Origin of the sequence: Sporosarcina aquimarina, from assembly GCF_033253705.1 — a bacterium.
GTDB lineage: Bacteria > Bacillota > Bacilli > Bacillales_A > Planococcaceae > Sporosarcina > Sporosarcina aquimarina.
In genome coordinates, this window is the sequence record NZ_JAUBDH010000002.1 from 101,342 (window position 1) to 114,674 (window position 13,333).

Below are 13,333 nucleotides of genomic sequence, written 5' to 3' on the forward strand. Positions count from 1 at the left end.
CCTCATCTAATTTTTGAGTCAAGATATCCTTGCAGAATCATGACTGCTGCCATCTTATCGATGACTGTCTTTCGTTTCTTTCGACTTACGTCAGCTTCGATTAGCATTCTTTCTGCGGCCATAGTTGTTAACCGTTCATCCCACAGTACGGCTGGCATGTCGAACTTATCATGCAATAACTTGGCATAACGTTCGGATGCTTCTGCCCGTGGACCAATCGAATTATTCATGTTTTTTGGATGGCCAACTACAAAAGAAGTGACGTTATACTCTTTGACAAGTTCCTTAATGCGTTTCATACCTAAGTTCCCTGTCTCTTCGTCAATTTTAACAGTTTCAATCCCTTGAGCTGTCCATCCCATTGCATCACTAATTGCAATGCCTACAGTTTTAGAACCTACATCCAAGCCCATGATTCTCAATTCTTACTTCCTCCGTTTTCACGGATGTAGAACTTCACAAGCTCTTCCAGAATTTCATCCCGCTCCAGCTTACGGACCATATTACGAGCATCCTCGTGGCGCGGGATATAAGCAGGATCACCTGAGAGCAGATAGCCTACAAGCTGATTAATGGGATTGTAACCTTTTTCCTCTAATGCTTTGTACACATGGAGCATAACCTGTTTGACTTCTTGCTCCATAGATTCCTCAGGAAAATTGAACTTCATCGTTTTGTCATATGAATTCACAATCGACACCCCGCTTTCAATTCGTCCGATCAGCAGTCTGTTTAGTGCCCTAAGGAGACACAAAACAGCCGCCGAATTCAGTTAAACAGATTTGACATAATCATACACGGAAAGAAGCGCTTCATCAAGTTTTGTGACATCTTTTGCTCCAGCCATCGCCATATCAGGTCGACCGCCGCCTTTACCTCCGCATAATGACGCAATATGACTTACAATTTTCCCAGCATGCTGCTCACCCTTCAAATCAGCTGTAACTCCAGCTGCTAACATCACTTTGCCTTCAGATGCTGCCCCTAACACAATTACACCCTTATCAACCTTTTGTTTCAGCTCATCAATCATTTGTCGAAGCGCGTTATTGTCTTTCGTATCAACACGTGCTGCAATGACCGTCATGTCATCTATTTGTTTAGCATTCGCTAATACATCTGTAAGCTGACTATTTCCTAATTTCGCAGATAGGGAATCATTTTCTCGCTGCAATTCTTTAAAGTCTGAAAGGAATGAAGAAGTTTTAGCAGGCAGCTCTTTTACGTTTGACTTCAAAATAGTGGCTGCTTCAACTAAAATAGCTTGCTCTTCCTTGAATGACCGATACGCTTGTTTTGCCGTAACAGCTTCAATACGTCTTGTGCCTGCACCAATTCCGCCTTCAGATTCTATTTTAAAGATACCGATTTCCCCACTTGAGTGAACGTGGCAGCCTCCGCATAACTCTAGTGAATAGTCTCCTACAGAAACCACACGGACCACATCTCCATACTTCTCTCCGAAGAGTGCCATTGCACCCATCTCTTTCGCTTCTGCAATTCCCTTTTGTTCAATCGAAACTGCAATGTCTTCCCAAATCTTTTCGTTTACGATTTGTTCGATTTGTTCAAGTTCTTCCTTCGTCACTTGTCCAAAATGAGAGAAGTCGAAGCGTAAGCGGTCTGGACCAACATAAGAACCTGCTTGGTTCACGTGTTCACCTAAAACTGTTTTTAACGCTTTGTGAAGCAAGTGTGTTGCTGTATGATTCTTAACAGTCAGCGATCGATCCGCTTTGTTTACTTGCGCGCGTACAAATGTAGAAGGTGCTACTTCTCCTGATCGAACAATTGCAGTATGCAGATGCTGTCCATTAGGTGCTTTTTTAACTGAAGTCACATCGGCTACGAACGAATCATTTTGGATAATTCCCTTATCTGCAATCTGACCGCCACTTTCCGCATAGAACGGTGTTCTATCAAGGATGAATTGAATTTCGTCATTTACTGTTGCGTAATCTATAAGTGCCCCGTCTTTCAAAAGAACGACAATTTTCGATTCGCTTTCCAATTGTTCATAACCAATAAATTCACTAGCTTCATGGATATCTCCTAGAACTCCCGATTGAACACTCATGGAATCTACATCCTGCCGAGCACTTCTTGCACGTTTTCTTTGGGCTTCCATTTCACTGCGGAAACCAACTTCGTCTACTTCGACACCTGCTTCTTCAGCAAATTCTTCTGTCAGTTCAAATGGGAATCCATACGTATCATACAATCGGAATGCATCTGCACCTGAAATGACTGGTTCATCTTTAGATTTAGCCGATTTTAAAATCCCATTTAACATACTCATACCTTCTGCCAATGTCTCATGGAAACGATCTTCTTCATTCTTTATTACCTTCATGATGAACTCTTGCTTCGCTTTTACTTGTGGATAGAAGTCTTCCATCTTATCGGCAACAATAGGAACTAGGTTATACATGAATGGCCGATCAATGCCAAGCTGCTTCGCAAACCGGACTGCGCGACGTAACAAGCGTCTTAAGACATACCCTCTTCCTTCATTCGAAGGTAAAGCCCCATCCCCAATCGCAAATGCAACTGTTCGAATATGGTCTGCAACAACTTTGAATGCTGTATCTTTTGAATCATCCTTGCCATAGGATTCATCAGAAACTTCTTCAACAGCTTTGATAATTGGCAGGAAGAGATCTGTATCGAAGTTAGTTGGGACTTCTTGTAAAACTGATGCCATCCGTTCAAGACCCATTCCCGTATCAATATTTTTCTTAGGAAGCGGTGTGTACGTATGATCAGGATTGTGATTGAATTCTGAAAAGACCAAGTTCCAAATTTCTAAGTAGCGATCATTTTCACCGCCTGGGTAAAGTTCAGGATCGGAAAAATCGTCTCCGTAAGACGGTCCGCGGTCATAAAAGATTTCAGAGTTTGGCCCGCTTGGACCTTCCCCGATATCCCAGAAATTCCCTTCAAGACGGATAATACGCTCTTCCGGCAAGCCGATTTTATCTTTCCAGATTGCATGCGCCTCTTCATCTTCAGGATGAATTGTAATAGACAACAAGTCTGGATTGAAGCCAATCCAATCCGGATGGGTTAAGAATTCCCATGCAAAAACAATAGCTTCCTCTTTGAAATAATCTCCGATCGAAAAGTTCCCCAACATTTCAAAAAATGTATGGTGTCGAGCTGTTTTCCCGACGTTTTCAATATCATTTGTCCGAATCGATTTTTGAGCATTTACGATCCGAGGGTTTTTTGGAACCACACGGCCGTCAAAGTACTTCTTAAGTGTTGCAACGCCGCTATTAATCCATAACAATGAAGCATCATCGATTGGCACTAATGGTGCTGAGGGCTCAATGTCATGCCCTTTCGTTTTAAAGTAGTCTAAAAACAAACTTCGTATTTCGGATGCTGTAAGTGATTTCATCGTCAATTCCTCCTTGGAAATGGCTAAGTTAAGTAACGGATTATTTAATGCTCTACTATCCCAATTAATATGTGGAAAAATAAAAAAACTCCGCCCCTGGAAAGGGACGAAGTGCTGTTCGCGGTACCACCCTCATTGCCGATAATCGAAACTTCGGCATCTTGAGTTGCCTTAACGCGGCATACGGCGGGGTTTTCCCGCACTCCGGAGTAGCATTTATACAAGTTCAGTGTGAGCTCCCTTTCAGCCATGGGAAGCCTCTCTATACACACTTAAGTCTGTATATTTTCTCCATCAATGTGTTTAGTATTCGAGCTATACTTGGATTATAAGGAAGTACGAAAGTGTTGTCAATCCACACTCTGCATAAAGTCATATGGTGTTTCGCCATTCATTCCTACCATTGGGTCCACCTCAAGTACAGTCTCCATCGATAGTATTTGCGGCAATTGCTTAGTTGTTTGTCTGCTTTGATCACTTTCAGTAGAAACTTCAACAGTTACTGTTGAATCCACTTCATCATTTGTTTTTTCAACGATAACTTCTGGGCTTTCTCCACGTAATCTTTGTTTTAAAGTTGTTTGCCGTTCACGTTCATCCATACGTGCGATTCCATCGTTGAATTCTGTCGGACTGCCGCATAATATCAGGAAGTTTTTAGCTCTAGTAATGCCTGTATAGAGCAAATTGCGCCTTAGCATCTTACGGTGACTGCGAACAACCGGCATAATAACAGTTGGAAATTCACTCCCTTGAGACTTGTGAATGGAGCAGCAATACGCCAGTGTCAGCTGATTAAGATCGGATCTCTCATATGTCACTTCAATCCCATCAAATGATACTACCATTAAATCTTTCTTTTCTATCGTTTCCTTAGCTTTTAATATCGAAATGACTTCGCCCATATCACCATTAAAGACGTTACTTTCAGGTTGATTGACAAGCTGAAGTACGCGGTCTCCTATTCGATAAACAACATCTCCAAAAGTTACTTCTTTCCGTCCGGGCGCAGCAGGATTTACCATTTCCTGAATCATACCATTCAGAGCATCAATCCCCGCCGGTCCCTTATACATGGGCGCAAGTACTTGGATATCTTTAATCGCTTGGCCTTTTACTAATGCATTCTTAACAATCTGGCTCACAACCGCAGTTACCTGGTCTGCATCCGTCCTTATGAACGAACGGTCTGAAGTTTTCAATGCTAAATCCCCTAGAGGTTCTGACCTTTTAATCGCATGCGCCAATTCAATGATTGTCGATCCTGCGCTTTGTCGATATATCTCTGTCAATTCGACAACAGGGATTGTCCCGGACTCCAAAAAGTCGCGAAGCACTTGGCCAGGTCCAACTGATGGAAGCTGATCTTGGTCTCCGACAAAGAGAACCTGCGCGTCATCATCTATCGCTTTCAATAATTGATGTGCAAGCCATGTATCTAACATTGAGGCCTCATCAATAATGATTAGCCTCGCTTTAATTTCACGTTCTGTTTCTTCTTCTTTTTCTTGTCCTGTAAATCCTAGAAGGCGGTGTATGGTCATTGCAGGAAGGCCAGTAGATTCTGAAAGTCGTTTCGCAGCACGGCCCGTAGGTGCTGCCAGAATGATTGGGAATGGCTCTTCCTTTTTGGCGTACTCTTTTGGATCTAGTGTAAGTCCATGCAGTTCCGCATACACTTCTACAAGCCCTCTGACGACAGTGGTTTTCCCTGTTCCCGGTCCGCCTGTCAAAATCATTGCAGGAGAATTTAACGCCTTTTCTATTGCATCGATTTGTGTTTCAGCGTAGCTGACATCAAAACGGTCCTCAGTCTCCCCAATCGCTTTTCTTATTTCTGAAGATGGAAACGTATTCTCTCGATCCTGATCTAATATCCGCTCCATTTTTGCCGCAATTCCTAATTCCGAAAAATATAATGATGGCAGATAGAGCCGTCTTTGCTCTGCACTCAAACGACTTTCGTCCACTAATTCTATTATTGCTGTAGATATTAACTTAAAAGCAATTTCTTCAGGCTGACTGGATTCCAATAAGCGTTTCACTTCAGGCAGTACTTGAACTGCCTCCAGGTAAACATGGCCGCTTGAAAGAATCCCATTACTAATAGTGTGCAAAATGGCAGCTTGAATCCTGGAAGTATGTGTTCCAGTAATACCTAATTGTCTGCCAAGATCATCCGCGCGCTGAAATCCAACACCTTCCACATCTTCTATCAGACGATAGGGATTTTCAGTAAGTTTTTCTATAGTATCTTCCCGATATGTCTGATAAATTCTCATAGCAATTTGCGGTCCAAAACCCCATTCATTCAATTTCACAATGGTGCGTTCCAAACCTAAATTATCACGTAATACAGAAACTAACGTCTCTTTCTTTTCAGAATTAAGGCGCGGAATTTCATCTAAAACATCTTCATTCTCCATGATTTTCCGGATTGCTTCAGAACCTAAGTGATTAATGATTGTTTCAGCAGTTTTTCTTCCTATTCCCGGAAACATATCTCCTGAAAGATAGTGAATCAAACCGGTCTCTGTTGCGGGCAGTTCTTTTTGAAAAGTTTTCACGTCAAATTGCTGTCCGTAGGTTGCGTGATTTATGAGTCTGCCTGTAAAGCGATATTCCTCTTCATCGGCTAGTTTAGGGAAACTGCCTTTTACGACAATTTCTTTCCCTTCAAAGGAGCAATTCGTCTTCCGCACTTTCAATTTAGCAATCGTAAACAAATTATCAGGATTATGGAAAATCGTCACGACCGCTCTGCCAATTAAAAAAGGTTCTTCTTGAACTGCTGAATCGGTTTTTTCCATACGTCTTGATCACCTCACTTTTCAGCAGAATCGTTTTCTTCTCCCATTTGAATCATGTCATATACGTATCGCGCCTGTACGTGTTCCGGGTCGATTGTGAAGGCCTTTTCTAAATGAAGTAAAGCCTGTTCTTTATCCTCCGTAGACACCGCAAAGAGGAACCCTAAGTTAAAGTGGGCATCCGAGTTTTCTGGTTCCACTTCTAAAATTGATTTGAATTGGTCTTCAGCCAGATCATATACCCCTTGGTTAGCAAGCAAAATTCCGTAGGACAAACGTATTTCAAGATCGTCAGGAGCCAGCTCTAGAGCCCGCTGTAAATAAGGCAGTGCCAACCGGCCTTTGTCTGCTCGTTCTAAGCTTTTCCCTAACATGAAATAAGCATCTGCTTCTTGCACACCGCATGATATTGATTTTTCATATAACGTTGTCGCCTCGTCGTATCTCTCCTGGTTAAAGTACAAATTGGCCAGACCGTAATAGGCTGTGCCCATTTCGCTATCTAAAACGAGAGCCTTTTGAAAAAATGGTTCCGCTTTTTCCACATCTCCTATGGATGCAAAAACGTTTCCGACATTTACATATCCAACCGGATCATCGGGTGATTCTTCTGCAGCTTTGATAAATTCAGCTACTGCTTTTTCAAAGTTTCCGGCTTCTAATGCCTCTATAGCTTGTTCATTGTGTCCCATTTTACGCTCTCCCTTAACCGACATAGTCGAGTGTTATTCCATCTTTAATGACGGTATCGATCGTTCCACCGCCAAGGCATTCATCGCCGTTGTATAAGACAACTGCCTGTCCGGGTGTAATGGCCCTAACTGGAGTATCAAATATAACTTCGGCAGTTGTTGGTCCTGTCATTTTAACAGTCACGCTGGTGTCGTCTTGGCGATATCTGAATTTAGCAGTGCACTTGAATTCTTCTGGTAACTTCCGAGCAGTCGTGAAACTCATTTCAGTCGCTGTTAAACTATCTGAATAGAGCGCGTCATGATGAAAACCTTGTCCTACCAACAATGTATTTGTTTTTAAGTCTTTGCCGATAACGAACCAAGGCTCTCCTGAACCGCCAATTCCAAGACCGTGCCGTTGTCCGATTGTGTAATACATTAACCCATCATGCCGGCCTTGTTTTTCACCAGCCATTGTTTTCATATCCCCTTGTTGAGCAGGTAAGTAGTTTGAAAGGAATTCTTTGAAATTCCGTTCTCCTATGAAACAAATTCCCGTTGAGTCTTTCTTTTTCGCAGTCGCAAGGCCTGCCTCTTCCGCGATTTCACGAACCCGGCTCTTTTCCATATCGCCTATCGGGAACATTACTTTTGAAAGTTGCTCTTGGTCAAGCTGGTTCAAGAAATATGTCTGATCCTTATTTGTATCCACTCCGCGAAGCATCGCCACGCCGTCCTCTGTTTCTGCAATTCTTGCGTAGTGACCTGTTGCAAGGAAGTCTGCCCCCAAATTCATAGCATGTTCTAGAAATGCTTTGAATTTAATTTCTTTGTTACACATAACATCAGGATTTGGTGTTCTGCCTGCTTTGTATTCATCTAAAAAATACGTAAATACTTTGTCCCAATATTGCTGTTCGAAATTTACTGCGTAATATGGAATTCCGATTTGGTTGCAAACGCTAATAACATCTTCATAATCTTCTGTTGCAGTACAAACACCAAATTCGTCAGTATCATCCCAGTTTTTCATGAAGATCCCGATAACTTCGTATCCCTGTTGCTTAAGCAAGTAAGCAGCGACCGAAGAATCCACTCCTCCAGACATCCCCACTACTACACGGGTATCTTTGTTTTCTTTAGTAGTTCTCATTATTTTTTCATTCCCTTATGGTTATAATTTCGCTGTACGTTTAACAACTTTCGCGATACGTTCTGCGGCTTCTTGGACTTCAGCATCTGTAATTCCGTATCCAAAACTAAAACGAACAGAGCTTCTAAGACGAGGTGAATGCTCACCAAACATTGCAGATAGTACATGGGACGGCTCCAATGAACCTGCTGTACAAGCCGAACCACTAGAAACTGAAACACCGTCTAAATCCAAGTTCACAAGCAGTGACTCGATATCCGTCCCTTTAAAATAGACATTAAAGATATGCGGTAGTACCGGAGTACCTTCTTCAAGTGTGGGCTCGAAATGAATATCGGACTGTTTAAATACATCTGACATGATTGTTTGAAAACCTGTATAACGAACAGCTTTTTCAAGCAGTTCTTCAGATGACAGTCTGACTGCTTCTGCAAACGAAATAATTGAAGGCACGTTTTCTGTACCTGCTCTGCGCTTTCGTTCTTGTGAACCGCCATGCAGTATCGGCGTCAGCTCAACACCCTTTTTTTGATATAAAAAGCCCACACCTTTTGGACCGTTCAATTTGTGGGATGAGACGGATAGTAAATCTACATGAAGGTCCTTCACATTTATCGGTAAAACACCGTAAGCTTGAACTGCGTCGGTATGAAACCAAGACTGATGATCTACCAGCAGCTCTCCAATTTGTTGGATCGGCTGAATGGTTCCAACTTCATTATTGCCATACATAACCGAAACGAGAATTGTATCTTCCCTTAGTGCGTCCGCCACTTGTTGAACTGTTACACGACCATTTCGATCTACAGGTAAATACGTTACTTCGAATCCGCTTTTTTCTAATTCTTCGCATGTCGTCAGGACTGCATGGTGCTCGATTGCTGTCGTGATAATGTGTTTCCCAAGGTGTTTACGACTCATAGCAGTCCCAGTAATAGCCAAATTATCGGCCTCGGTGCCCCCTGAAGTGAAAGTGATTTCACTTTGGTTCGCATGAATGGATTGTGCCAATACGCTTCTCGCATCATCCACTTTTTTTCTTGCAAATCTGCCATGGCCATGTATGCTGGAAGGATTTCCAGGAACGGACTGCATTGCTTCCATATAAACGCTTGCGACTTCTGGTCGAATAGGTGTCGTAGCCGCGTAATCTAAATATATAGGTGATTTCATATGAGGTTAACTCCTTTAAATGTAAAACATATAACCTATTGGTGTTGTTTGATCATTTTCTGCGAGGATTAAATCCTCAATAGTTGTGGTGTCAAGGACTTCCCGGACTGCTTCACTAATTTTTAACCAAAGTGATTGCTGAGGGATACCCGACTCTTCTAAACCTTCAACAAGTTGAATTGGTCCCTCTAGCAGACGGATTACATCCCCTGCAGTCATTTCACAAGGCTCTTTTGAAAGTTTGTACCCTCCATAAGCCCCTCTAATACTTTTTACAAGTCCGCCATTTCTAAGCAGCGGGATCAGTTGTTCTAAATATGCCTCTGACAGTGTTTGTTCTTCTGCTATTTTACGCAAGGGAACCGGACCTTCACCATATCGTTTCCCAAGTTCCACAATAATTGTAAGACCATATCGGCCCTTAGTAGATATTTTCATTACCATCGTCCTTTTTTAGAAATTGCTTCCGATAGTATATCATATTCGAACGCTTAGATTCCTTGAAATGACTTCATTCGTCTACACATGTATACTTATTGTTAAAGAACATTTTTGAATGGAAGCAGGGATCTAATGCATAACGAACCTTTAGCGTTTAGAATGCGTCCGAAAACAATTGACGAAATCGCTGGACAGAAACACGTCATCGGACCTGATACAGCGTTATATCGAATGATAAAAAACGGCCATGTGCCTTCCATGTTGCTCTACGGTGAACCTGGCATCGGGAAAACGTCTCTCGCCTATGCGATTGCGGGATCTACAAATTTAACATTCATTCCTTTAAATGCAACTACTTCTGGTAAAAAAGATATAGAACGAGTCGTTGACGAAGCTCGTGTTACCGGCAAGGTCATTTTATTTTTAGATGAAATTCATCGTTTCAATAAACTTCAACAAGATACACTTTTGCCGCATGTTGAAAACGGTTCAGTCATTTTAATCGGCGCGACCACTGAAAACCCTTTCCATGATGTCAATCCTGCAATCCGTTCCAGGTGTGGTGAGATTTTACAGCTAAAACGTTTAGGTGAAGACGATTTACTTGTTTTGCTCCAAAGAGCTTTGCAGGATGAAACGCGGGGTCTTGGTAAACAAGTGATCGAAATTAGTGATGACCAACTTAACAAGATTGCTTCAGGGGTAAACGGTGATGCCCGTAAAGCTCTTACATTACTGGAGTCTCTTATTTCTGCATCCGATGAAGAAGACGGCAAAGTGATTATAGAAGATTGGCTCATAGAAAATTTAATTGGACGTATTGGTGTTTTCGGCGACAAAAACGGTTCTCATCATTACAATCTGTTATCCGCTCTGCAAAAGTCTGTACGGGGAAGCGATACAGATGCTGCAATCTATTATTTAGGACACTTGTTAGAATCAGGAGATTTAGTTTCAGTGAACCGAAGATTACTCGTCATGGCTTATGAAGATATCGGACTTGCTGCTCCTGAAGTCGGGCCTCATGTTTTAGCAGCAACAGATGCAGCAATCCGGCTTGGGATGCCTGAAGCAAAGATTCCCCTTGCGAATGCTGTAATCGAAATGTGCCTGGCTTCCAAATCGAATTCCGCATATAAGGCCATTAGCGCCGCTATTTCCTCTATAAATAGCGGTAAAACCGGAGATATCCCTATGCATTTGAGAGATACACATTATGCAGGGTCTGAGAAACTAGGTCACGGAGGCTATGTTTATCCTCACGACCATCCAATCGGTTCCTTTGGGGGCTGGGTTAACCAAACTTATTTGCCTGACACACTCAAAAACGCACAATTTTATACACCCGTACAAGCTGGTGAAGAAAAGAAAAGTGCAGCTATATACGAGCGGCTTAAAGAATTCAGGAAAAAGAAATGATTGGTTTACTATGAAGGAGTTGACGTTACGATGAAGGTTAACTTGACCGCAAGCGAAGCACGCAGAGTGCTCATCTTAGATTTACTGAAAGAAGCGGACCAGCCTTTGACAGGCAAGGAAATTGGGGAGCGTACCGGTGTCAGCCGACAAGTTGTGGTGGGCGATATTAATTTGTTAAAAGCAGTGGATGAGCCTATAGTAGCAACTAGCAGAGGTTATCTATACTTACCTGAAAGACCAGGTTCTTTAAGAGCAGAAAGAATTGTTGTATGTCAGCATACTGCAGACCAAGCTGAACAAGAGTTGACTATATTCGTTGACCACGGGGTTACCGTCAAAGATGTACGTGTTGAGCATCCTGTGTATGGTGATTTAACTGCCTCGATTATGGTCAGCAATCGCATGGAAGTGAAAGACTTCATCACGAAAATCCGTTCTTCTAATGCAGTTTATCTTTCCGCACTGTCTGATGATTATACTCATTTACACACCATCTCAGCAGATGATGTCAAACAACTCGATCAAGCATGTGAAGCATTAAGAAAAGCAGGCATCTTAGTAGAATGATGCCTGCTTTTTCTATTTGTTTTTATAATTTTTCTCCTGTTTCAGTTTCTAACTGAGTGATAAACTGCTTCATGAACTCATGACGCACTTCTGCCATTTGTCTTCCTGGTTCGGTCAGCATTAACTCTTTTAACAAAAATAACTTTTCATGAAAATGAGTAACGGATGAAGTTTTAGTCGCCCGATAGTCATGTTCTGACATGCTTGTACGTATACTTTCATTTGAATCGTATAATTTCCGTCCCTTCGCTCCTCCAAAAGCGAAAGCACGTGCAATTCCAATCGCACCGATTGCATCAAGACGGTCAGCATCCCGGACGACTGCACCTTCAACAGAAGTGATTTCCTTTGAATTCCCACCACTGAAAGAAACCGACTCAATTGTTTTCATTACAAGTACCGACAAATCTTCTGGAACGTTAAGTTTCGTTAGAATTTCTGTAGCAGACAAACTTTCAATTTCACTGTACTTGGGATCATCAATATCATGTAGGTAGACTGCCAATTCTACGGCTTCACGGTTCACATCTTTCATATTTTTCATAATGTCATTCGCATTTTTTAAAACACGCAAAATATGATCAAAATCATGGCTGGCATCAAACTTATTGTATATTTCTTTAACTTCTATCTCACACTGTTTACTATATGTCATTACAAAAACTCTCCTTTAGATTTGTTTAAAAAATCTGATAGTACGTTTGACCTTCATAAAAGGTTGGGGTATAGTAAATGTAACCATGGTTCAAATGGGAAGACATCTAGCGCCGAGGAGGAATAATTTATGTACCACGGTAAAGTCAAATGGTTCAGTAATGAAAAAGGATACGGTTTCATTGAAGCGGATGACGGACAAGATGTTTTCGTCCATTTTACAGGCATCGCGGCAGAAGGTTTTAAAACGCTCGATGAGGGACAAAGTGTCTCTTTTGAAATTATAGAAGGCAATCGTGGTCCTCAAGCGGCAAATGTTTCTACAACTGATTCTTCATCTTAAAATGTAAAGATCCCGCTGATTCTATCAGTGGGATCTTATTTCATTAATTTATTCATCTCAGATCCGAGGAAACGAAGCTGGTCGCCAACTGTACATTCACGAATACAGAATTTGTGCGCATCTGTCTTTCCTCGCTCTTGAGTTAAATGCTTTTTCACAAGACATCCTTCGCAATATCTATCAAGAATCTCATCAATTTCAGAAATGACTGTTGTTTTTCTCATACGCTCCTCCAATCAGACTGTACTGCAATTGTAAGTTTTCTGGAGCGCAGATGCAACTATACAGGAGGCTTACACACAATGATCGAATTGTATACAGATGGCGCAAGCGCAGGTAACCCCGGAAAAAGTGGAATTGGAATCTATATCACAGGAGAAGGTCATTCCATTAAACTTTCTGAACCTATTGCTCCATGTGATAATCATACAGCGGAATTTGTTGCGTTAATTAGAGGTCTTGAAGAAGCGAGCAAGCTCACTACAGGAATTCTTTCGGTTCGCAGCGACTCCCAGCTTGTCGTTCAGGCAGTTGATAAAGAGTTCGTAAAAAATCCGTTGTACAAGCCTTATTTAAAAAAAGCACTCGAGCTCATATTGAACTTCGAGTACTTCTTTATTAAATGGATTTCAGATGATACCAATCGAGCTGCGGATGCTTTAGCGCGTCAAGCAATCAGAAACCAGAAATAATCCA

14 protein-coding genes are annotated in these 13,333 nt (G+C 41.9%); 4 read left to right on the forward strand and 10 right to left on the reverse strand.

Translation table 11 applies throughout. The features are described 5' to 3' along the window. Nucleotides 1-2: 2 nt before the first annotated feature. The 8 genes from ruvX to cymR form a co-directional block, all read right to left on the reverse strand. Nucleotides 3-422 carry a Holliday junction resolvase RuvX gene (ruvX, locus tag QT716_RS03105; RefSeq protein WP_317934390.1) on the reverse strand — a complete coding sequence of 140 codons (420 nt, stop codon included), beginning with the start codon at nt 420-422 and terminating at the stop codon, nt 3-5. Further along, nucleotides 419-691 carry an IreB family regulatory phosphoprotein gene (locus tag QT716_RS03110; RefSeq protein ID WP_116016719.1) on the reverse strand — a complete coding sequence of 91 codons (273 nt, stop codon included), beginning with the start codon at nt 689-691 and terminating at the stop codon, nt 419-421. The genes ruvX and QT716_RS03110 overlap by 4 nt, the downstream gene beginning before the upstream one ends. Before the next feature lie 81 nt (nt 692-772). Next, a complete protein-coding gene (alaS, locus tag QT716_RS03115; RefSeq protein ID WP_317934391.1) occupies nt 773-3,403 on the reverse strand; it encodes an alanine--tRNA ligase in 2,631 nt (876 codons plus the stop codon). A gap of 350 nt (nt 3,404-3,753) precedes the next feature. Then, a complete protein-coding gene (gene recD2 / locus QT716_RS03120) occupies nt 3,754-6,213 on the reverse strand; it encodes an SF1B family DNA helicase RecD2 (protein ID WP_317934393.1) in 2,460 nt (819 codons plus the stop codon). Between the two features lie 14 nt (nt 6,214-6,227). Next, a complete protein-coding gene (locus QT716_RS03125; protein WP_317934395.1) occupies nt 6,228-6,905 on the reverse strand; it encodes a tetratricopeptide repeat protein in 678 nt (225 codons plus the stop codon). A gap of 13 nt (nt 6,906-6,918) precedes the next feature. Next, nucleotides 6,919-8,040, reverse strand: a complete 1,122-nt coding sequence (gene mnmA, locus QT716_RS03130) for a tRNA 2-thiouridine(34) synthase MnmA (RefSeq protein WP_317934396.1) — start codon at nt 8,038-8,040, stop codon at nt 6,919-6,921. A 21-nt stretch (nt 8,041-8,061) separates the two neighbouring features. Beyond that, nucleotides 8,062-9,213 carry a cysteine desulfurase family protein gene (locus QT716_RS03135; protein WP_317934397.1) on the reverse strand — a complete coding sequence of 384 codons (1,152 nt, stop codon included), beginning with the start codon at nt 9,211-9,213 and terminating at the stop codon, nt 8,062-8,064. 15 nt (nt 9,214-9,228) lie between these two features. Then, on the reverse strand, nt 9,229-9,651 hold the full coding sequence (gene cymR / locus QT716_RS03140; protein WP_317934399.1) for a cysteine metabolism transcriptional regulator CymR: 423 nt from the start codon (nt 9,649-9,651) through the stop codon (nt 9,229-9,231). A gap of 135 nt (nt 9,652-9,786) precedes the next feature. Between cymR and QT716_RS03145 the strand changes: the two genes are divergently transcribed. Further along, nucleotides 9,787-11,073 carry a replication-associated recombination protein A gene (locus QT716_RS03145; protein ID WP_317934400.1) on the forward strand — a complete coding sequence of 429 codons (1,287 nt, stop codon included), beginning with the start codon at nt 9,787-9,789 and terminating at the stop codon, nt 11,071-11,073. 30 nt (nt 11,074-11,103) lie between these two features. Further along, nucleotides 11,104-11,640, forward strand: a complete 537-nt coding sequence (locus tag QT716_RS03150) for a transcription repressor NadR (RefSeq protein ID WP_317934944.1) — start codon at nt 11,104-11,106, stop codon at nt 11,638-11,640. Nucleotides 11,641-11,662: 22 nt separating this feature from the next. Here QT716_RS03150 and QT716_RS03155 read toward each other — a convergent pair whose 3' ends face one another. Beyond that, the gene (locus QT716_RS03155) at nt 11,663-12,295 is read right to left on the reverse strand and encodes an HD domain-containing protein (protein WP_317934401.1); all 633 of its coding nucleotides are present in this window, start codon (nt 12,293-12,295) and stop codon (nt 11,663-11,665) included. A gap of 129 nt (nt 12,296-12,424) precedes the next feature. On the opposite strand from QT716_RS03155, the gene QT716_RS03160 reads away from it, so the two are divergent. Continuing rightward, a complete protein-coding gene (locus tag QT716_RS03160; protein ID WP_317934403.1) occupies nt 12,425-12,637 on the forward strand; it encodes a cold-shock protein in 213 nt (70 codons plus the stop codon). A 35-nt stretch (nt 12,638-12,672) separates the two neighbouring features. On the opposite strand, the gene QT716_RS03165 is transcribed toward QT716_RS03160, so the two are convergent. Beyond that, complete coding sequence (locus QT716_RS03165) at nt 12,673-12,861, reverse strand: zinc-finger domain-containing protein (RefSeq protein ID WP_317934405.1); 189 nt, start codon at nt 12,859-12,861, stop codon at nt 12,673-12,675. A gap of 78 nt (nt 12,862-12,939) precedes the next feature. Here QT716_RS03165 and QT716_RS03170 point away from each other — a divergent pair, with 78 nt between their 5' ends. Next, nucleotides 12,940-13,329 carry a ribonuclease HI family protein gene (locus tag QT716_RS03170; protein ID WP_317934407.1) on the forward strand — a complete coding sequence of 130 codons (390 nt, stop codon included), beginning with the start codon at nt 12,940-12,942 and terminating at the stop codon, nt 13,327-13,329. Nucleotides 13,330-13,333: the final 4 nt, after the last annotated feature.